This is a genomic window from Microcoleus sp. B5-D4 (genome assembly GCF_036705145.1).
In the GTDB taxonomy this organism is placed as follows: Bacteria; Cyanobacteriota; Cyanobacteriia; order Cyanobacteriales; family Microcoleaceae; genus Microcoleus.
Genome location: NZ_JAUBTV010000006.1, coordinates 73,183 through 94,879 on the forward strand (window position 1 = coordinate 73,183; position 21,697 = coordinate 94,879).

Below are 21,697 nucleotides of genomic sequence, written 5' to 3' on the forward strand. Positions count from 1 at the left end.
GTTTATAGCTTCTCAGGAGCAATCAGCGGAAAAACCGTAACATTTGATTATCAAAAGGGTCAAGCTTTAAAAGTCACTTATAAGGGAGACCTGTCTATCGCTGACCTGCTGAAAACTGTTGGAGTGACCGACACCGAAACCCAAGGGATTGCGATATTAACCACCTCTATAACCGCTCCCAGCTTCACAGTGGACACCAGCAAGCCAAATTCCGCTTATAGCTTCTCAGGAAAAGTCAGCGGAAAAGACATAACATTCAAGTATCAAAAAGGTCAAGAGTTAAAAATTACCTATGAGGGAGAGACCTCGCTAGTTGATATCTTCAAAGGAGTTCCTAGTGTAGAAACAATTGCGACAGCATTATCCGTACCTATAACCAATCCCAGCTTCGGAATAGGGAAACTTGATACCCCCAATAAAACTTATGAAATCTCTGGACTTGCCAACTTTAACAAGAGCACAGAGGGTATCGGAAAATTCATTAACGATAAACTGGGAATTCAACAATTAGACCTAACCACAAAGGTAGATTCAAACGGAGCCAGCCTCAAAGGAAAGTTTACAACTGATATTTCGCTTTTTGGAGATAAAAACTCGCAGACAGACTTCAGTGCCACCCTCACCGGCGCCGCCTTGGGATTAGGGGTTGACAAAAAGGCGAAACCCAGTTTTGGTATTGAGGGAAATATCCTCCTCAAAAACTACGATCCTTTCCAAAAAGATGAACCAGACTTAACGCTTAAAGGCGGACTTAATTTAGATCCAAAGTCACTCACAGCAAGCTTTCAACTAGGTTCAGGTACGCCTTGGAAAGACCCGTTTGGTTTGCGTAACTCAGAAGTCAGAAATTTATCGTTTCAGCTTGGCGGCACTTATGTAGTGCCCTACATAGATAATATTGGACTCCTTGCAGATATCAAAGTTGGCGGCTTGGATGTCAAGTCTGTTTTATTCATGGCTCCCAAAGAACCAGATAAATTTGGGATGGAATTAACCGTCTATCAACCAATTGGCTTAGTGGACATTTTGTCCGTGCCCCTTAGTGTTGCAGGAGTTGATAACTCAGGTTTTGTCGAAAAAACCAAGAAATTTTTGAAAGAGACCTTAGATGTCACCATTGTATCTATCGATGGCCCAGATGCAGGTACCGAGCTCGATCCCCTCCTCAAGTTTGTGCCGGTGACAACCACGTTTGGGAAGACTACCTTAACGCAAGGAATTGCAGTCAATGGCAAAATAAATCTTTGGGGTAAAGAAGCCAGTATAAATTTGGCAGCAAATCCATTCTCTACCGATCCCAGCTTAAGCGCAACTTTGAAGATTCCTGAAATTGACTTAGGATTTTTGAAAATCACCAGCGGCAAAAATTCTACAGGCAAAGATTCTACATTAGGTGTAGACCTGAAATTAAACTCGAAAGAGCAATCATTAAAAGCCGATGCCGGGTTAGAAATTTTTGGCAAAAAAGTAGCTAACTTCGATTTGAGTCTTAGCCCAAAAGAAATCAGCCTCAAAAACTTTCAGTTGGGTTTTTCAGACGTTCTAGCAATTAAGTTAGATAAATTTACCTTGAATCCCTCAGACCTGAGCGGGTCAGCATCCGGTGGAATTAAGCTGTTTGGCATGGATCTAGCCAGTGCAAGCTTCTCTCTTAACAACGGCAATCTTTCTATATCCGGTAAGCTAGGGGTTAGTGTAGCAGGCTACAACCTTGGTATTGATGTTGGGCTCACTTTAGGAAAAGAAAATCGCATTCGTATGGATGTAGATTTCTTGAAAGATCGGTACAATATCGTTGATTTATCGGTAGATCCCTTTGTTAATGAGTTTAAAAGTCTCGGTAGTTTAACGACTAAAGTTAAAGACAAACTCTTGGGGGCTGTCGGCGACGTTGTTGGCTATGCAAAAGACCTTTTAAAAGAAGGTTTAGGTGGAGTTAGCAAAGTAGGAAGTTATGTTGTTGATGTTGCTTCAGATTTGTATAAAAGCGCTGAGAATTTTGTCTCTGGTTTGTTTACCAGCAAACCTGGGAGGTTTTTTGGGGGTGATGGGAATGACTCTAAAGATGGAAATGATAACAACGATTTTCTCTTTGGTAATGGAGGTGATGACTACCTACACGGTCGTCTTCGTTCTGACGTAATTGATGGGGGTACTGGCAACGATCAACTTTATGGCGGAAACGACCCAGATACTATCTCTGGTGGCGATGGTAATGACCGGATATACGGACAAGGACACAGCGATAAGCTCTACGGCGGGGCCGGTAACGACTACATTGATGGAGAAGGAGATGACAACCAGCGGGATTGGGGAGATGATGAAATTTACGGCGGATTGGGTAACGATACCGCCTATGGAGGACACGCCAAGGATCGTATCTTTGGGGATGGTGGCGACGATCTGCTTGATGGTAACGGTGGGGAAGACTACGTTGCAGGCAATGATGGAAACGATAAACTTTATGGTTCGGATGGAAACGACACCCTCGTAGGAGCTGATGGAAACGACGAGCTACACGGCTGGACTGAAGCCGATAAGCTTTTTGGTGACGACGGAAATGATACCCTCTATGGTGAGCAACACAACGACGAGCTTGACGGCTGGAATGGCAATGATTTGCTTTTTGGTGGTGACGGAAATGATGTCCTCAAGGGTCAGGAAGACAACGACACTCTTTCTGGTGGAAGTGGCTATAATTTGCTTATTGGAGGAGACGGAAGCGATTGGGCCGACTATAGCTCTTTGAATAGCGGGGGTGTTACAGTTCAAGAAACAAGCTCCAACGAATCCCCCCTATTCGCCAGTTTTTCTGGTGGTGCTGATAACATTAGATCCATCGAAAATGTAATCGGTTCAAGTGGAAATGACCAAATCACCGGCGATAGTCTAAATAACATTCTTTCTGGTGGTAAAGGTGGCAACGATCGCCTTTCGGGTAATGCCGGTGATGATTCGCTCTATGGTGGCGTTGATGGTAAGGATTCGCTCTATGGTGGCAACGGCAATGATACGCTCAACGGAGGGCCAAAAAGTGGGTTAGATTTAGATTTTCTTGATGGAGGAGATGGGAGCGATTTTGCCGACTATAGCTATCTGATGACTAGTGGTATTCAAGCTAATTTATCCCAGAAAAAACTCACTTTCTCAGGAACCAGTGCTGAAGAGCAGTTAGTTTCAATTGAAAACGTCATTGGTGGAAATGGTTACGACAGGTTCGATGGCGCTTATGAAAAGAACATCTTTTTTGGGAATGCCGGCAACGATACCCTCTATGGTGAGCAGGGCGATGATTCGCTCTATGGTGGCGATGGCAACGATTTCCTCAACGGCGGTCAAGGCTACGATCTGCTGGATGGAGGAGCCGATAACGATACGGTTGACTATAGCTTTTGGGATGGTGGAATTGTCGCTAATTTAGCTCAACAAAAACTCACTTTTCCCGGTAACAGCGGCGAAGAAAAGTTAGTTTCAATTGAACAAATTATTGGTTCCACTGGCAACGACTCAATCATAGGCGATGCTCAAAGTAACTCATTAGAAGGTGGAGTGGGTAATGATTCGCTCTTTGGTGAGGATGGCGATGATTTCATTTTGGGACAAGCCGGCAATGATTTTATCCAAGGCGGAAATGGAAAAGATTTATTGGGAGGTATGGAGGGAAATGACGACATCGCAGGTAATGCGGGTAATGATTACATTGCAGGTGACGAAGGCGATGATAAGCTTTCTGGTGATGGCGGCAACGATGAAATTCATGGGTTTAGTGGTAATGACACTCTCTCTGGTGGCGAAGGCAATGATTTCTTAGATGGCGGGATTGGGGACGATATCTTAAGAAGTGGCAGCTTAGAGTTTGGCGATTTAGATAACGATACCATCGATGGAAATTCTGGTAACGATACCTTAATTTTGAGGGGTAATAAGGATGACTATACCTTTACCAAGACAGGAGATAGAACGTGGAGAATTACTCGTCAAAATAGTGACAAAATGGTCAGCGATGTTGAGAATTTTGAGTTTGATAATTCGGTGCAAGTTCTGAACCCAAGTAGTTTTGCCGGCACTTCAGGTAGCAATTCAGGCAGCAATTCAGGCAGCAATTCAGGCAGCAATTCAGGCAGCAATTCAGGCAGCAATTCAGGCAGCAACTCAGGAAGTAACTCAGGAAGTAACTCAGGAAGTAACTCAGGTAGCAATTCAGGTAGCAATTCAGGTAGCAACTCAGGTAGCAACTCAGGTAGCAACTCAGGTAGCAACTCAGGTAGCAACTCACGAACCAACGTACAAAATATCTCTTTTGACCCTGTTTTAGAGAAGGCCTTTCGCAGTCTCTTTCGCCGTTTCTCCAACGGCCCGTTAGCAGGCGCCACAGTATTCATAGATACCAACGGCAACTTCAAACCGGATGAAGGCGAACTGCAAACCACCACCGACAACAACGGAGAATACAACTTTGACGAGTCGAAAATTGCCGCATTAGATATCAATAAAGACGGAGAAGTTGACTCGAAAGAAGGACAAATTGTAGGAATTGGCGGCATCGACACAACCACCGGCTTGCCTGCAACATTACCCCTAATTTCTCAAGTCGGTTCGGGAACAGAAGGGACAACCACGACACCCTTAACCACCCTCCAAGCAGTTCTTTCAAGCCAAGGAATTGCGGCGGAAGAAGTCGAAACTTTGCTGGAAAAAATCTCAGGACTTCCCTTAGCTTCCCTGACTCAACCCTTAGAAAACTTTGACCCCTACGCCGCTATTGGAAAAGACGACACCACCGGCATTAACATCGCCTCCGGTCACATCAAAGTAATGAACTTGTTGCTCAATGGCACAGCATTCCTGAAAGTGGCAAAATATCAAGGTTCAGATGCGGAAATTCAGGTGATTGTTGCCCTCGGTGAAGTCTTGCAAAAGGTTGACACCTTTGACTTGAGCAAGGGCGATGACCTGCAAAAACTCTTTACTCAATTAACCGAAAAACACAATCTCTCTATTGCCAGCGAACCTGTAAAAGCAGTCGCCGAATTAGTTGCCCAAAGCAACCACTTAGTTGACGACTTAGTAAGACAGGCGCTGACTCGTTCTGTTTCAGACGTTCTACCAAGTATCAGCCCAATCAAAAAAGCCGTCTATAGCACCCTACCCGAAGTCACTCAACAGCTAATCGAAGGAAAAATTACCGCCCAAGAATCCCAAACTAAACTCCAAGAATTATTGAAGGCAGACACCTTCTTAGTGCAGTACGCACTGAACGAAAAGCGTACTGTGAAAGTAACCGCCAGCCCAACCATCACCGAAGGCGATAGCAACAGCCAAGGAAAATTTACCATCACTCTGGGTGAAGCAGCCCCCGCTCAAGGGCTGAAAATCCTCTACACCCTCTCCGGTACTGCCTCTCTGGGACAAGATTACAGCAGCAATGGCGGTCAATTTGGGGAAATTAACATCGCACCTGGAGAAACTGAAGCTGTTATCGACCTCTCGGTGTTAGACGATACCCTCCCAGAAAAGCCGGAAGCCTTAACCCTCAACCTCAAATATGTCGGCACTGGCTACGCCCTCGACCCGCTGTATCAAACCGCTGTCCTGAAAATTGCCGATAACGACCAACAGAACAGCGCTAATAGCCAAAACGGGACGCCCCAAACCGGAACCTTCGGCAACGATACCCTCACCGGAACCGAAGGCGACGATAATCTCTCTGGCAATGAGGGTAACGATGTTCTGCAAGGACTCGCTGGTAACGACCAACTGAGCGGCGGTGCAAGCGATGATAGCCTGCTCGGAGGAGAAGGCAGCGACAAATTAGAAGGAAACTTCGGTGCAGACATCCTCCAAGGCAACGCCGGAGATGATGTGATGGCAGGCGGTGCAGAAAACGACACCCTGGAAGGAAACGAAGGAAACGACCAACTGCAAGGAAATGCCGGACATGACCAACTGAAAGGAAACACCGGAAACGACTTACTAGCAGGCGGTCTCGGCAACGATACCCTCGAAGGCAACGAAGAAAACGATTGGTTAGTGGGTGACGCGGGACAAGACATCCTCATCGGCGGTGCGGGTGTGGACTTACTCAATGGCGGAGACAGTGCCGATGTCTTCTACTTCAACGCACCCTCCGACGGCGGCGACTTAATCCTCGACTTTGACCCCACCCAAGGAGATAAAATTCAAATCTCCGCCACTGGGTTTAATACTAAATCCCTAGCCGACTTTAGCGTCCTCGCTGGGACTCTGGAATTCAAAGGACAAGAAATCGCGCTGATTCAAAACAACGGGCAAACCTACAATAACTTTCCTAACTTAGGTGAAATCCTTGAAATTGTAGACGCACCCACAGCCCAGCCTGCCCCGACTGCCGGTGAAGTTTCCGCTCAAACCACCCCCAGTGTTGCCAATCCCGATTTAGTAAAAAAACCAGAAAAGACGATTCTTGATGACATTATCAAGCGGGGTCAGATTAAACTCGGCACCTCTTCTTCTGGGTCAGAATTTGACTTTGAATTTGTCCGTACTTTGGCAGCAGCGTTATTTGGGGATGCTAGCAAAGTAGAACGGGTAACAACCACGTTTGAAGAAGCCTTTGAACAGGTAGCGGATGGGACTGTAGACATCGCTGCCCAACGCTCTACCCACCAGCTAGAAGCGGATGCAGAGGGGAACATCGATTTCAGTCCAATTTATTTCTACGATTACCAAGCGGTCGTCGTTCGCAAAGATAGCGGCATTGAGAATGCTTTAGACCTCCAGGACCGTACCATTGGCATTATTGAAGGCACTAACTCATTAGACGATTTACAAAATCAATTAAGCCCTGAAGGGGTTAAGTTTACACCCAAATTGTTTGACACCCTTGAAGAAGTTGTTGCCGCCTACGAGCGAGGTGAAATTGATGCCTACGCCACTGACCGCGCCCTGATTCTGGAGCGCCTCGCTGACCCGGAAAATCACCGTCTGTTAGACGTAGAATTCTCCAAAGAACCTATTGCCCTGGCCTTACCCGAAAATGACTCGCAATGGGTCGATGTGGTGCGTTGGGTTAATTACGTCCCGATTCAAGCGGAAGAATTTGGGATTAGCTCTGAAAACATTGACGAAATTATTGCGGCTAATACCGATAAGAATCCGAATAATGACTCCCGTCCTGCGATTCGTCGTTTCCTGGGCTTAGAAGGCGATTTAGGAGCTTCTCTGGGGCTTCCCAAGGACTTCGCCGTAAACGTTATCAAACAAGTGGGCAACTACGCAGAAATATACGATCGGCACTTCCCTGGGGTAGAGCGCGATCGCAACCTCCTCTGGAATGAGGGAGGTTTGTTGTATTCTCCACCTTTCTCTGGTACTAAGGTTGATGCGACTTTAATTGATAACGACGATCGCACTTTGCTGGCAGATGTTTTGCAGCGCGGCACCCTAAAACTAGGACTTCCCGGTAACAACCCCGGCTTTGCCGTGAAGCAAGCGAATGGCGAATATGTGGGCTTTGACGTTGACTTAGGACGTGCTATTGCTGCGGCTTTATTTGGCGATCCTACTAAGCTTGAAATTGAGGTTCAGTCGTTTAAGGATAGTTTCGCCAATACTGCTAATGGTGTGGTTGATGTCTCAGCAATGGGAATAACTCAAAACCTGGTGCGCGATGCGAGTTTGGGTGTTGATTTTAGTCCGACTTATCTTTACACCGGTCAAGGTGTTTTAGTCAGAGATAATACCGGTATAAGCGTTTTACCGGCTCTCAATGGTCGCCTAGTTGGTATTTTGGAAGGAGCAACTTCTTTACAAAATCTCCAAGATGCTTTAAGCAAATACGGGGGTACGTTTATCCCTGTTAAGTTTGCAACAAATGATGAAATGTTTGCAGCTTACGACAAAGGAGAAATAGATGCTGTCTCAACTGACCTGACTATTCTCAGTGCCCGAATTCCTACCTTATCCAATCCCGCACAGCATCGGATTCTCGATGAAGTTCTTTCTAAAGAACCTTTGGGCTTAATAACTGACGAAAATCAATCCAAGTGGGCAGATGTAGTACGTTGGGTTTATAACACCTTAGTTCAAGCAGAAGAATATGGCATTACTTCAGGCAATATTGAGGATTTGATCACCCAGAATACTGACTCTAACTCCGCGAATGACTCTAACTCCGCCATTCGCCAATTCTTAGGCTTGGAAGGGAATATAGGTGAAGCGCTAGGTTTGCCAAAGGACTTTACTGTGAAGGCGATCGAAGCAGTAGGGAACTATGGAGAAATGTACGATCGACATTTCAATTCCAACGTTCTCCGTCGCGACAGTAACGCACTTGCTGCCGACTTTGGCTTGCAGTATTCGCCACCTTTTTCTGGTACGACTGGGAACAATACAGTGGTGGGCACTGAAGGCAATGACTTACTCAATGGCAACTCCGGCGACAATTTCCTCAATGGTAATCAAGGGAACGATACTCTCTATGGCGGTCAAGGCAATGATACCGTTTGGGGCGGCAAAGGCAATGACTTTGTTTCTGGTAGCAAAGGCAATGACATTCTCTTTGGCGGCAAAGGCAGTGATACTCTCAATGGAGATGCCGATGACGACTTGCTCAATGGTGGCAAAGGCAAGGACATTCTCTTTGGCGGTAAAGGCAATGATATTCTCAATGGAGGTGCGGGTGACGACTTGCTCAATGGTGGCAAAGGACGCGATACTTTTGTTTTAACGCCGGGAAATGGAACTGATACGATCGCAGATTTTACTATTGGCCAAGACTTATTAGAATTAGCAGGCGGCCTCAAATTTGAGCAGTTAACTATTACCCAAGGTACAGGCACTCAAGCCCGGGATACCCTGCTCCGTCTTGTTAGCACTGGGGCAGTTTTAGCATCTCTGACTGACTCATCAGCTAGTTCTATCACTCCGGCAATGTTCACCTTAAACTAATAACGAACTTTCATAAAAAAGAAGGAACAAATTATTTAATCTTTGTTCCTTCTTTCCGAGTTTTCGATAAGTCAATCTACAGCTTGACTTCGATATCTACGCCGGCTGGCAAATCCAGTTTCATCAAAGCGTCAATTGTTTTAGCCGATGGCTGGTGAATGTCGATGATGCGGCGGTGCGTGCGGGTTTCAAAGTGTTCGCGAGAATCTTTGTCTACGTGGGGCGATCGCAGCAAGCAGTAAATCCGCCGTTTTGTCGGTAGGGGAATCGGGCCGATCGCTGTGGCTGCTGTCCGATTTGCTGTATCTACAATCTTTTCGCAGGATGCGTCTAGAATTCGGCGATCGAAAGCTTTGAGGCGAATGCGAATTTTTTGCTGTTGAATTGTTGCCATTTTTGTTTCTTTAATTTTCTAGGTTCAGTTTATTTTTAGTCATTAGTTATTAGTTATTCGTCATTAGTTATTAGTCATTAGTTATTTAATCGTTAACTACTAACCGCTGACTGCTGACTGATGACTACTGACTGATGACTGCTGACTACTCACTAAATAGCAGAAAAGCCTGATTAAATTTGGCGGCTTTTCTGCTATTTAAGCTGTTATCGGAGTCCTACTTGAGGATTTTGGAAACAACGCCAGCGCCGACGGTGCGGCCGCCTTCGCGGATAGCGAAGCGCATTCCTTGTTCGATCGCGATCGGGTGAATCAACTCAACAGTCATTTTGATCCGGTCACCTGGCATCACCATTTCTGCTTCACTACCGTCATCAGCGGTGAACTGGTTGATCGTGCCGGTCACGTCAGTGGTACGGACGTAGAATTGAGGGCGATATCCAGAGAAAAAGGGCGTGTGCCGGCCGCCTTCTTCCTTCTTGAGGATGTACACTTCAGATTCAAACTGAGTGTGAGGACTGATGGATTTGGGCTTGGCAATTACCATGCCTCTTTCAATATCCGCCTTTAAAATCCCCCGCAGCAGTAGACCCACGTTGTCGCCAGCAATGCCTTCATCCAACGACTTGGTGAACATTTCCACACCAGTCACCGTAGTGCTGCGAGTGTCCTTAATGCCAATCACTTCTACTGTTTCGCCGACTTTGATTGTGCCGCGCTCAATCCGACCAGTAGCAACAGTACCCCGACCAGTAATCGAGAATACGTCTTCAACTGCCATCAAGAAAGGCTTGTCAACTTCGCGTTCTGGTGTGGGGATGTAAGAATCTACTTCTTCCATCAGCTTGTAGATTTTGTCAACCCACTCATTTTCGCCCTTGACAGTCTTGGGATTAGCAAGCATCGCTTCGAGAGCTTTCAATCCCGAACCTGTGACGATGGGGATGTCATCGCCCGGAAAATCGTAAGAGCTCAAAAGTTCGCGAACTTCTAGTTCTACCAATTCCAACAGTTCAGCATCATCCACCATGTCTTCTTTGTTCAAGAAGACAACCAGGCTAGGAACGCCAACTTGCTTAGCTAGCAGGATGTGTTCGCGAGTTTGAGGCATGGGGCCGTCTGCTGCTGACACTACTAGGATGCCGCCGTCCATTTGAGCTGCACCGGTGATCATGTTTTTCACATAGTCAGCGTGTCCGGGGCAATCTACGTGGGCATAGTGCCGAGTTGTGGTTTCGTATTCCACGTGAGCAGTATTAATCGTAATACCCCGTGCTTTTTCTTCAGGCGCAGCGTCGATGTCGGCGTAGTTCTTAGCCTTTGCTTGACCTAGTGCAGAGAGAGTCATCGTAATCGCGGCGGTCAAAGTTGTTTTGCCGTGGTCAACGTGACCGATCGTGCCGATGTTTACGTGGGGTTTATTCCGTTCAAATTTTGCGCGTGCCATTCTTGATTTGTTCCTTGTTTCTTTTAGCGATTTTAGACTTGAGATTTTAGATTCTAGACTTTGGATTCAATCCAAAATCCAAAATCTAAAATCCAAAATCATTAGTTCCCTTTGTTCTTAGCGATAATGGCTTCAGCCACGTTTCGCGGCACTTCTTCGTAATGGCTGAATTCCATTGTGAAGATGCCTCGACCTTGGGTTTTCGAGCGGATGTCGGTGGCGTAACCAAACATTTCTGCTAGTGGAACTTTTACAGAAACTTTGGCTATCCCCTGATCCGTCTCTTGACCTTCGATCTGACCCCGACGCGAGTTGAGGTCTCCGATGACGTTCCCGATGTAATCTTCGGGAACTTCAACCTCTACTTTCATCATAGGCTCTAGCAGCACTGGCGACGCCTTCATCACGGCTTCTTTGATCGCCATTGAACCGGCGATCTTAAATGCCATTTCTGAGGAGTCTACGTCGTGGAAAGACCCGTCTACCATAGTAGCTTTGAGGTCAATCACGGGATACCCTGCTACAATACCTGATTCGCAGGCTTCTTTCATCCCTTGTTCTGCAGGGCCGATGTACTCTTTGGGTACAGTGCCACCAACAATTTTGGAGACAAATTCAAAGCCGCTTCCGACTTCGGTGGGTTCTAGTTCGATCACAACGTGACCGTACTGACCTTTACCGCCACTTTGGCGGATAAATTTACCTTCGGCGCGGACGGATTTGCGAATGGTTTCACGGTAGGCTACTTGTGGCTGACCCACGTTGGCTTCTACTTTGAATTCCCGCAGCATCCTGTCTACCAGGATTTCCAGGTGCAGTTCGCCCATGCCGGCGATGACTGTCTGGTTGGTTTCTGGGTCAACGTTGACTCGGAAGGTGGGGTCTTCTTCCGAGAGTGACTGGAGGGCTTTGGAGAGCTTCTCCATGTCTTGTTTGGTTTTGGGTTCGACAGCCACGGAGATGACTGGCTCTGGAATAAACAGAGATTCCAGAATCACTGGTGCTCCTTCTTCGCAGAGGGTGTCGCCGGTGAAGGTGTCTTTCAAACCCAAGGCTGCTCCCAAGTCTCCGGCTCGGAGTTCCTCAACTTCTATCCGATCGTCCGCTTTGAGTACAATTAGGCGAGAAACCCGCTCTTTTTTGTCTTTGGTGGAGTTGAGGACGTAGGTTCCTTTTTTGAGGATACCGGAGTAGACGCGAACAAAGGTCAGGCGACCGTAGGGGTCAGCCATGATTTTGAATGCCAGGGCTGACAGGGGGGCGTTGTCGTCGGCAAACCGCTCTGCTGTGTCGCCGTTGGGTAGGAGTCCTTGAATTGGAGGAACTTCCAAGGGCGACGGCAGATAGTCGATGACTGCATCCAACAACAACTGAACGCCTTTGTTTTTGAAGGCCGAACCGCACAACATGGGGACGATCGTACCTTCGACAGTGCCATGACGCAGGGCCAAGCGGATTTCGTCTTCCGTTAACTCTTCGCCTTCGAGGTATTTCTCCGTGAGGGCGTCGCTGGTTTCTGCTACGGACTCTATCAGCTTGGTGCGGTATTCTACGGCTAGATCCTTTACTTCATCGGGGATTTCTACTTCCTCGATATCGGTGCCGGTGTTGTTGTTGTAGATGTAGGCTTTCATTTGCACTAAATCTACAATTCCCCGGAAGTTTTCTTCGCTGCCGATCGGGATTTGGATGGGTACGGCGTTCGCTCTCATTCGATCGCGAATTTGGCCGTAGACTTTGTAGAAGTTTGCCCCCATCCGATCCATTTTATTGACGAACACGATCCTCGGTACTTTGTACCGATCAGCCTGTCGCCAAACTGTTTCGGATTGCGGCTGCACTCCCCCTACCGAGCAGAACACTGCGATCACTCCGTCGAGCACTCGCATCGAGCGTTCGACTTCGATCGTGAAGTCTACGTGTCCGGGAGTGTCGATGATGTTGATTTTGTAATCTTTCCAACTGGTGGTGATAGCAGCGGCAGTAATCGTAATTCCCCGCTCCCGCTCTTGCTCCATCCAGTCAGTGACTGCTGTTCCCTCGTGCACTTCACCCATTTTGTGAACCATGCCTGAATAGAACAGAATTCTTTCAGTTGTTGTTGTTTTGCCCGCGTCTATGTGGGCTGCGATGCCGATGTTGCGAGTTTTTTCTAGCGGGACGGTACGTGCCACAGCTACCTCCTTAATCTTGTGTTGCTGTTATAATACTATTATACTACACAGTAACCCTATTTTGCACTCCCCAGTGACTTACAAAAGTCTCTGGAGCTTATTGTTACATTTTAATATTTTTTGCAAGATTTGTTTACAAAAATATTAAGGATGCGACATGGAGGATTCAGAGAGTGCATGAATTTTGAGTGCATGAATTTTGATTTTGAGAGTTTTGAGTTTGCTTCACGAATCGCAAGTGCGCCAAGAGAAGCAATCTCAACACTCAAAACTTACACTTTCCAATTTCTCACCCGATGCTTTTATACCGCACGATCGCGCCCTTCTCCATGCCCGTTGTTGCAGTTAGTAGCGGTAGTGAGCAAAAGCCTTGTTAGCTTCAGCCATCCTGTGAGTTTCTTCGCGCTTGCGAATAGCACTCCCTGTTTCGTTAGCTGCATCCATCAGTTCGTTGGCTAGCTTGGCTGCCATCGAGCGGCCGGTGCGGGCGCGGGCAAATCTGATCAGCCAGCGGAGGGCGAGGGTTGTACCGCGATCGGAACGCACTTCCATTGGCACTTGGTAGGTGGCGCCACCTACCCGGCGGGCTTTGACTTCGACCAGGGGTGTCGCGTTTTTGACTGCTTTTTCAAACAAGTCTAACGGTTCAGCCCCTGTGCGTTCTTGGATGGTTTTGAGGGCGTCGTAGACGATGCTGGAGGCAACGGATTTTTTGCCGTGCTGCATGATCCGTCTCACCATCATGCTTACCAACCTGCTGTTGTAGGTTGGATCTGGTGGAACTGGACGTTTTTGAATAACTGTGCGGCGAGACATAGTTCTATTTGGGATTTTTGATTTTGAATGATTGAGTTTGGGGTTTTGGGATCACATCTCGATTTATGACGATCGAGCGTGCAATTGAGCGGCGCGATCGGATTTATTTTTGCTTCCCAACCCCGACGATCGGGCGAGTTCCGTGTTATTTTTTCTCTTTAGGACGCTTGGCCCCGTATTTGGAACGACCCTGCTTGCGGTCTTTCACCCCAGCGGTGTCTAATGTACCCCGAATGATGTGGTATCTAACTCCGGGCAGATCTTTTACCCGACCGCCCCGGATCATTACTACCGAGTGTTCTTGCAAGTTGTGACCGATCCCTGGGATGTAGGCGGTGACTTCAAAACCAGAGGTCAGCCGTACCCGAGCCACCTTCCGCAGCGCCGAGTTGGGTTTTTTCGGGGTGGTCGTGTACACTCTGGTGCAAACTCCGCGGCGCTGCGGGCAACTCTTGAGAGCTGGCGATTTGGTTTTTTTCTGCGTTTGTTCCCGTGCTGAACGGATGAGTTGCTGAATAGTGGGCATGAGTTACGGCATTTCTAGCTTTTTGCTGAATATAGTGATTTGGCTGTATCCGCACTGAAAGTCCCTTCCCCTCTGGGGGGACGGGATGAATGAAAATAATTATGGGTAAGTGAGGATACCAGACTCTGTATTGTACACGACGCGAGTTTCTTTGGCAAGAAATTTGCGCGATCCGCGATCGAACTTTCTTCCTTGCTGCAAGTTGGGAGGGGGCGAGCGCAACGGGCGAATGGTATGTGACATCCTATAATTTAGGCGCAACTATGATGATTTTCACAGCCGTCAGCAAAATTTATGACGATCGCAATATCGCGCTTTTGCGATCGAATTACCATTGTGAGGAGAGGCGCATTAACTCTAGCCTGCGATCGCATCACAGTCTATAGCCGATCTACATCACATAAAGTTATCTAAAATTGCCCGACAATAAGAAATATACATTGAGTTGACGGCAGATGACAACCAAAGCTTATATTCCTGAATATAAAATTTCCGAACTTTACTTGAATATTTGGAAATCCGGTAAGATCGATCGGACTGTGTTCCAGCAAATTCAATACGCAATTAATTCTCACAGTTTAAAAAGTTCAGACGATCGAAAAATTGTCAGCAGGCTGCTGTATGCAGTACGGCGGGGATGGGTGTCAGTGACGGACTGAGTTGCTTGGGACTTTTGAGTCGGGGCGCGAGATTGCTTCGTGACTCCCCGGGCGTAGCTGCGTCACTGAGTTGTGAGATTGCCACCCATTTGCCGCCCACAGAGCACCCCGCGTGCGTTGTGCAGGAGTTGTGAACTAAAATCTCATCCATAAAATTAGAGGACTCCCCAATAGATGCACCGCTCTTAAAAGGAAATATTAAGGTAAAAGGACACGGTATGTTTAATTCTACAGAACTGCTGATAGAGGCTTTCATCCAACAACTTCAGAACGGGTACAGCCGCACTTACGGAGGCTACAAATCAGACTATGCTGACATTATTGCCTGGGTGGGGGCAATGGCGTTAGAAAACATCGCTAACAGCGACGCTCTTTATCACAATGTAGAACACGCCATTTGCATTAGCTTAGTCGGTCAAGAAATCTTGCGGGGAAAACACATTCGCAAGGGCGGAGTTTCCTGCGAAGATTGGCTGCACTTCATCATTTCGTTGCTGTGCCAAGACATCGGATATGTCAAAGGAGTTTGCCGGCAAGACCAAGAATCAGAAGGATTGTATGCTACGGGAAAAGATGGCATGAGAATTGCACTTGCTCCCGGTGCAACAGCGGCCAGCCTAGCTCCTTACCGAGTTGACCGAGCTAAATTGTTTATTGACGAGCGCTTCGGCAACCACAAGCTAATTAATGCTGAGATAATTAAGCAGAACATAGAACAGACTCGTTTCTCGGTGCTTGACGGCAACACTGACGAGGATGCAGTTAATTACTCTAGTTTAGTTCGCGGTGCTGACTTGATAGGTCAGCTCAGCAACCCGCAATATTTGCAGAAAATTGGCGCGCTGTTTTACGAGTTGGAAGAAAGCGGTGCTACTAAAGTTTTGGGCTATCGACATCCGGGCGACTTGCTGCAAAGCTACTCTAAGTTTTACTGGAGCGGGATTTATCCTCACATCAGTGAATCTCTCGGTTACTTGCAGTTGACGCAGGAAGGCAAACAGATTGTGGCTAGTTTGTACGCTAACATATTTCGGATGGAACACCAACGTTGCGATTCTGACGTTGCTTAAGGGCAGGGGAAGGGAAAGGCGGCAAGTTGTGAATGCGTGAGATTGCTTTCATAATAATTGCTTCGTTAACATTCCTTGCAACGGTATTAAAGAGAAGGGAAAGACGGCGAGTTTTGAAGGCGTGAGATTGCTATCCTAAGAATCACTTTGCTCGCATTCCTTGCAGCGCCATTACCGGACCTGAGTTAAAGAATTAGCAATTACCAATTACTAATTTACCCTGGTCGAAATATATTTCATCCAACTCAACTAATTTCCTCCTCAATCTCAACTAATTTCCTCCTCAATTTCTGAATGATATCTCGGACACAACCAATTGCTGGGCACCAAAGAAGGCCATCCCTCGCGCAGCGCTTCCAAACAAACAGCACGCACAGTTAATTGACAGTCAAGCAGTTCTACACCAGCTTTTTCAACTTGCTTTTTGCCAATCTTTAAAATTGATTCATCGCTAAATTCAAAGGTTTTGTGACACTGAATACAAACCAGATGGTGGTGGTGGTGTAATTCCGGCAAATTCAGTTCGTAATGTTTGTGTCCTTCTGCTAATTCTAGTTCACGCAAAATCCCAATTCTGGCTAATAAATGCAGGGTTCGGTAGACAGTAGACAACCCAATTCGTTCTCCTTTATTCTGCAAAGTCTTGTATAATTCTTCCGCACTTAAATGATTGCCTTGCCGCAGATTTTGAAAGACACTCAAAATAGTTTCTCGCTGGGGAGTCAGGCGGCAGCCTCTCTGGTTTAGTTCGACTTTGAGTGAGTTAGCGCTGTATAGATTCATGTCGGTAAAAAATCAAAAAATTGAAGGGGGATTTTGCTGGATTATCTGTTATTTGTTCGCGCTCCTTTTTCGATTGTCCTAAAGTGTATTTTGCGGGAAAATCAATCTAAGTTTAGACTCACTCTGCTAGCCACCTATCCCCCTTGCTCAAGGTGGAACTGAATCAGTGGTAGTCGGTATTTGTGCGTAATTTTTGTGAAGTTTAGAGCACTGTTGCCGATCGCCACTGGCAAAACAAGTCTTAGGTTCAAAGTCGGTGCAAGCGCTCGCTTCCTCTGTACAAGCAACCCACGGCCACACTGTACATTTGAGGCGGTAGTCATTAATTTTCCCTCCGGCACCAACGCCCAAGCCGAGTCTGGCTAGGTTGGGCAACAGGATTAAGCCTTGTTCGTACATGGGCAATTCTGGGTTGAAGCGGGAAAGCTCAAATAGGGTATAGGCTCCCGCCCAGAGGACGATGAGGCAAGCATGGGCGACGTGGGTACCGAGCAAACGGCCGTCCAGGTTTGTTAAGCGGGCTTTGCCGGCCCACCGGGAAAAAAATTCTCCTTCGGCTGGGAAGGATTTTTTTGCCATGCTAGTCACGGCGATTTACCTCTGGAGAAAGATGTCAGTGGAGTTTTAAGCGATCGCAGCTTATTGATATAAATAATCAACAATTTTAGTAGTTTAGTCAAGGGGTATTTGAGAAAAATTTTCACTGATTTGAGTTCAGGTATGTAAATCAGTAGGAAAAAACATCGCTATATCAGGATTATGACTGTTTTTGGCGCTTGAGCGGAGTTTGGTCTCTCGTTAGCCAAAATAGCAGCTAAAGGAATATTTCTAAATTTATTGATAAATAATATTATTAAAAAGTATTATGGCTAGAGTATTGTTCAAGTAGCTATCCAATCCTCTCGGAAAAGACAAGGTGGAAAAAGAAATCCGGTACTTTCCTATGGACAAGCTTCTCTAAAAGTACGGTTAGAGGGGGGCGCGGGATTGTTTTTTTCCGACTCCAGAGAGTTAATGCCTACTTCTTGACCGAAAATTTGGGTCTCAAGCCTTCAGTGGCCGGCTTTATGTTATAATTTAATTGGTTGAAATACCCACCTAAGATTGCAGCGATATATACTCATTCTGAGTTGAAACCGGGACTGATCCAGTAATAGGGAAAGACTGAAGGGCAATGGTTAAAATCCAACCTGGAAGCAAAATAAAAAGTATTGTTAATGTTTTTCAAACAAAACGATACATATAGTCGGGATAGGGCATTGCCACGACTTAAAATGAACATGGAGACTCAGTAAAACTACTTCGGTAGTATTGGTCGATGAAGTGTTAAGAATCCCCGCACATGAAAGGTCGGGGAGTATGTCAAATATTCATCTCAAACTCCAAACAACAAAGCCTGATAGCCAATGCTCTCAGGCTTTATCTAGCAGGATTTTTAACTGCTTGTTGCATTTGGCGCGCTAGCTCAAGCAGAGGATTTGGTTTCTTCAGCTACTTGCTCGTTGTTGGGCAACTCCAGGCAATAACCGGCTCCGTATACGGTTTTGATGTACCGAGGATGGCGGGGATCGGGTTCCATCTTGGTTCTCAGGTGTCTGATGTGTACACGAATAGTTTCGATGTCGTCGTCGGGGTCGTAACCCCACACTTCTTTGAGAATTTCGCTGGGAGAGACTGTCTGACCGTGGCGCTGAAGCAAGCAGTGCAGCAACTCAAACTCTAGGTGGGTCAGTTTGACTGTCTGAGCGTACCAAACAGCTTCAAACCTTTCGGGGACAAGGGTCAGCGGGCCGTAATTCAGGATTTCGGAGTGTTTGGCCGCTTGGGGGATGCGGTCTGTGCGTCTTAGTAGAGCTCGCACTCGGGCTAGCATCTCTTCTAGTTCAAAGGGTTTGGTCAGGTAGTCGTCGGCGCCGGAGTTGAAGCCTTCTACTTTGTCTTGAGTTTGACTTAAGGCTGTCAACATCAAGACGGGAATGTCTGAGGTGCGCTCGTCACGCCGCAAACGCTGACATACGGTAAATCCGTCTACTCTAGGCAGCATGAGGTCTAGCATGATCAGGTCGGGGAGCAGTTGTATGGCTAATGCCTGACCTTTGATGCCGTCTTCTGCCTGGGTGACTTCGTAGCCAGCCATTTCTAGGTTGACGGCTACAAGTTCGGCGATCGCCGCGTCATCATCAATAACAAGTATCCGAGGCATCATTATTTATCTCACCGCTAACCGAATGGCAGATCCTACAGCCTTCTGGGGGTTCCAGGTAACTTTAACGAACAATTTTTTAATTTTAAGCTTCATTAAGGATTATAAGGTTGATTAAGAACTTTCGGGGCTCTGTAAATATTCTTGTACTAATTATAAGCCATAAGAACACATATCAGAAAACTGTTTGCCCCAAATCTTGCTGGGGGCAGATTTTTGGTCGCCCCGAACAGCCTTAAGTTTTGCAGGGTGCGCCTGGGGCTTCACAGAATAGCCCTAACGGTAGTCCGCCTCTTCCATGACCCTATTAACCTTTAACTGTAAATTTTTTCACTTAGCTAATTTTGCTTATAAAATTTTTGTGTTTTTTGAGGGGGTAGGGCTTGCTTTTTTGGGGTATTGACGGTATTATTAAATAATATCAATATAAGTATTTATCAAAAAAAGAATCAATATATCCATTATTTAATGGTATCATATAAAAGTCAAATAATCAATCCCGCAACCTGACAATTTTTGGCCATTTTTTTGCCTGTGGGGCTAATTTTTTTCTCGCCCTGGAATCCGCAAAACAACCGATAAAAACTGCTTGCATACCTACTGAGGGCGAGTTTCCGATCGAGCTGGCTGAGTATTTTGCTTGGGAAGAGTCGGCTTAGAGCCTAATTTTTGGAAATAAAGACCGCCGATGGTGGCTAAGAATATTGTGTAAGCGGCTGCTTGGACGAGATAAAGTAGATCTCTGTATCCAAACAGTGCTTTGAGAAGCACTCCTGGAAATTGTCGATCGGGCAAAATTTCCGCTGCATTCCACACCATCGGGCCTAAAATACAAGAGTGGACTGGTGCGAGGCGATCGGAATAAAAACAAATCGCTGCATACTTGCTATTCATCTGCGACAAAATCCCAGCGGCTTGGTCAAAATGTTTGAGTGCAGATACTGCCAAACCTGCCACGATTAACAGCAACAAAATCCCCATAAACTTGAAAAACAGGCGGATATCAATTTTTACGCCCCACTTGAACAGTAGCGCGCCAATGATTGCCGCCCCAGTCAAACCGCCCAAAGCACCTAAAGCAGGAGTTAAACCTTGTTGAAATTGAGCGCTGACAAATATAACTGTTTCAAAACCTTCGCGCAGTACCGCAATAAAAATTAAGCCAAATACGCCCCAGCCGGCATGGGTATTTTCTGTCAAAGCTGCTGTAACTGCTCCTTCAACTTCTGCTTTGAGAAAGCGCGCTTGCTGAGTCATCCAAATTAGCATCCAGCTTAGCATTGCGATCGCCACAATGCCCAACACGCCCTCTAATAGCTGTTTAATGACTGGTGCGTAAGGCTGCTCAGATGTTGATAGTGCTGCGAGCAATCCATTGAATAAAACACCCACAATACCGCTAGCACCAATGCCGGCGGCGACACCTGCATAAACCCAAGAATTGAGGTGGCTTTGCTCGGCTTTTTTGAGGCAAGCTAGTACAATTCCGACGACTAAGGCGGCTTCTACGCCTTCGCGCAGGGTAATTACAAAAGTTGGTATGGCTTCACTAAAATTCATTTTTTATAATCATGGGGCATGGGCATGAGGCATGGGTTATTGGTCATTGGAAATAACCAATAACCAATTACCAATAACAATTAACTAATGATTAAATCAACTATAATCCCGCAGCATTTTTTTCAATTCTACTTGGTGCAATTCTTCTTGTCCAATCAGATTGCGGGCATATTCTTCCAAATAAACGCTGGAGTCAGTCACAACTTCAAGTAAAGATTTATACTTTTTAAGCGCTTTTTTCTCGTGATTTAAACTTTCTTCTAACAAGTCTTTCACCGAGTGTTTGTATGTTTCTTCGATGGGAGCAATTTTCTGACTGGGATGCCCCTCTAAACCGGTGAGAATTTCTCCTGCTTGTTGGGCGTGGAGTAGGGATTCCGTGGCTTGTGCTTTAAAAAACTGCACGATGGGAATCCGGTTTGGCCCTGTCACCATTAGTGAATAGTGGGTATAGCGCACGACACCTGCAAGTTCCCATTCCATGATGGTGCATAGCAGTTCCTGGGTTTTTTTCTCGTCAAGTTCTTTCATTTGTTGTTTTAGAGGTAGAATGCCTTAGAGGGCGCTGTTTATAATAGCACATTTAAGTTAAAAAGGAAAAGTAAGGTGCTGATGGCGTGCCTTACCGGAGAGATGTTGTATGTGAGCTAGGGGTTAACTTCTAAGGTTCCAGTAGGAGCAAACACTACAGTAAACTTAGCGACTGGTGCTGCACTGTTACGGCTGCTAGTTTCGGAAGATTTCAGCAGATTTGGCAAAGGAGTTTCTTTGGTGTAATCCTTGGCGGGTTGATTGAGCGGCTCGAAATTGTCGTAGCTTGCGGGGCGGAACGCCATCGCCCCATCTTGACTTGTACTGACTCGATAGACTAGATTTTGATGAAAAGTAGGGCTAGTTTGCCAACTTCGATCGATGCGATCGTAGACTTTTAGAGCTAACTCATCTAGTTTGACGCGATCCGTAATTTCTGCTGTCTGATTTGTTCCATCCACCGCCTGAACGTCCTGCTGGCCTGCTGATACAGGTACAGCTTGGACAGTCTTATCTGTACGGCTAGTGGCAATAGCCGTTTCAGTAGACGTATTAGTGAAAGGTACAACCTCTGGAGACTTGTCAGGCAGTTGTTTTTGGGTGTCA

General features: G+C 46.4%; 16 protein-coding genes. 4 read left to right on the plus strand and 12 right to left on the minus strand.

What is annotated here, in order from left to right:
- Positions 1–123 precede the first annotated feature (123 nt).
- Positions 124–8,928: a transporter substrate-binding domain-containing protein gene (locus QUB10_RS04695; RefSeq protein ID WP_333199991.1), complete on the plus strand. Its 8,805-nt coding sequence runs from the start codon at positions 124–126 to the stop codon at positions 8,926–8,928.
- A 76-nt stretch (positions 8,929–9,004) separates the two neighbouring features.
- Here the strand turns inward: QUB10_RS04695 and rpsJ are convergent, their stop codons facing one another.
- From rpsJ to QUB10_RS04725, 6 genes are all read right to left on the minus strand, one after another.
- The gene (rpsJ, locus tag QUB10_RS04700) at positions 9,005–9,322 is read right to left on the minus strand and encodes a 30S ribosomal protein S10 (protein ID WP_006632193.1); all 318 of its coding nucleotides are present in this window, start codon (positions 9,320–9,322) and stop codon (positions 9,005–9,007) included.
- A 217-nt stretch (positions 9,323–9,539) separates the two neighbouring features.
- Positions 9,540–10,769: an elongation factor Tu gene (tuf, locus tag QUB10_RS04705; RefSeq protein ID WP_333199993.1), complete on the minus strand. Its 1,230-nt coding sequence runs from the start codon at positions 10,767–10,769 to the stop codon at positions 9,540–9,542.
- A 101-nt stretch (positions 10,770–10,870) separates the two neighbouring features.
- Positions 10,871–12,943: an elongation factor G gene (gene fusA, locus QUB10_RS04710; protein WP_333199995.1), complete on the minus strand. Its 2,073-nt coding sequence runs from the start codon at positions 12,941–12,943 to the stop codon at positions 10,871–10,873.
- Positions 12,944–13,288: 345 nt separating this feature from the next.
- Positions 13,289–13,759 carry a 30S ribosomal protein S7 gene (gene rpsG, locus QUB10_RS04715; protein ID WP_006632196.1) on the minus strand — a complete coding sequence of 157 codons (471 nt, stop codon included), beginning with the start codon at positions 13,757–13,759 and terminating at the stop codon, positions 13,289–13,291.
- A 145-nt stretch (positions 13,760–13,904) separates the two neighbouring features.
- Positions 13,905–14,285: a 30S ribosomal protein S12 gene (rpsL, locus tag QUB10_RS04720; protein WP_006632197.1), complete on the minus strand. Its 381-nt coding sequence runs from the start codon at positions 14,283–14,285 to the stop codon at positions 13,905–13,907.
- Positions 14,286–14,384: 99 nt separating this feature from the next.
- The gene (locus tag QUB10_RS04725; RefSeq protein ID WP_333199997.1) at positions 14,385–14,528 is read right to left on the minus strand and encodes a hypothetical protein; all 144 of its coding nucleotides are present in this window, start codon (positions 14,526–14,528) and stop codon (positions 14,385–14,387) included.
- A gap of 20 nt (positions 14,529–14,548) precedes the next feature.
- Between QUB10_RS04725 and QUB10_RS04730 the strand changes: the two genes are divergently transcribed.
- The 3 genes from QUB10_RS04730 to QUB10_RS04740 all read left to right on the plus strand — a co-directional run bounded on the left by QUB10_RS04730 (position 14,549) and on the right by QUB10_RS04740 (position 16,014).
- A complete protein-coding gene (locus tag QUB10_RS04730; protein ID WP_333153294.1) occupies positions 14,549–14,671 on the plus strand; it encodes a hypothetical protein in 123 nt (40 codons plus the stop codon).
- 69 nt (positions 14,672–14,740) lie between these two features.
- Complete coding sequence (locus QUB10_RS04735; RefSeq protein ID WP_333109740.1) at positions 14,741–14,944, plus strand: hypothetical protein; 204 nt, start codon at positions 14,741–14,743, stop codon at positions 14,942–14,944.
- Between the two features lie 218 nt (positions 14,945–15,162).
- Positions 15,163–16,014, plus strand: coding sequence for an Npun_R2479 family HD domain-containing metalloprotein (locus QUB10_RS04740; RefSeq protein ID WP_333200000.1), 852 nt, complete (start codon positions 15,163–15,165; stop codon positions 16,012–16,014).
- 267 nt (positions 16,015–16,281) lie between these two features.
- Here the strand turns inward: QUB10_RS04740 and QUB10_RS04745 are convergent, their stop codons facing one another.
- The 6 genes from QUB10_RS04745 to QUB10_RS04770 form a co-directional block, all read right to left on the minus strand.
- Positions 16,282–16,797, minus strand: a complete 516-nt coding sequence (locus QUB10_RS04745) for a transcriptional repressor (RefSeq protein ID WP_333200002.1) — start codon at positions 16,795–16,797, stop codon at positions 16,282–16,284.
- A gap of 147 nt (positions 16,798–16,944) precedes the next feature.
- Positions 16,945–17,376, minus strand: a complete 432-nt coding sequence (locus QUB10_RS04750; RefSeq protein ID WP_333200112.1) for a hypothetical protein — start codon at positions 17,374–17,376, stop codon at positions 16,945–16,947.
- Positions 17,377–18,262: 886 nt separating this feature from the next.
- Complete coding sequence (locus QUB10_RS04755; RefSeq protein WP_039886887.1) at positions 18,263–19,000, minus strand: response regulator transcription factor; 738 nt, start codon at positions 18,998–19,000, stop codon at positions 18,263–18,265.
- Positions 19,001–19,597: 597 nt separating this feature from the next.
- Positions 19,598–20,560 (minus strand): FTR1 family protein, encoded by a 963-nt coding sequence (locus QUB10_RS04760; protein WP_333200004.1) that lies wholly within the window; start codon positions 20,558–20,560, stop codon positions 19,598–19,600.
- Between the two features lie 96 nt (positions 20,561–20,656).
- Positions 20,657–21,091: a ferritin-like domain-containing protein gene (locus QUB10_RS04765; RefSeq protein ID WP_332954961.1), complete on the minus strand. Its 435-nt coding sequence runs from the start codon at positions 21,089–21,091 to the stop codon at positions 20,657–20,659.
- A gap of 116 nt (positions 21,092–21,207) precedes the next feature.
- On the minus strand, positions 21,208–21,552 hold the full coding sequence (locus QUB10_RS04770) for a hypothetical protein (protein WP_333200006.1): 345 nt from the start codon (positions 21,550–21,552) through the stop codon (positions 21,208–21,210).
- Between the last annotated feature and the right edge of the window lie 145 nt (positions 21,553–21,697).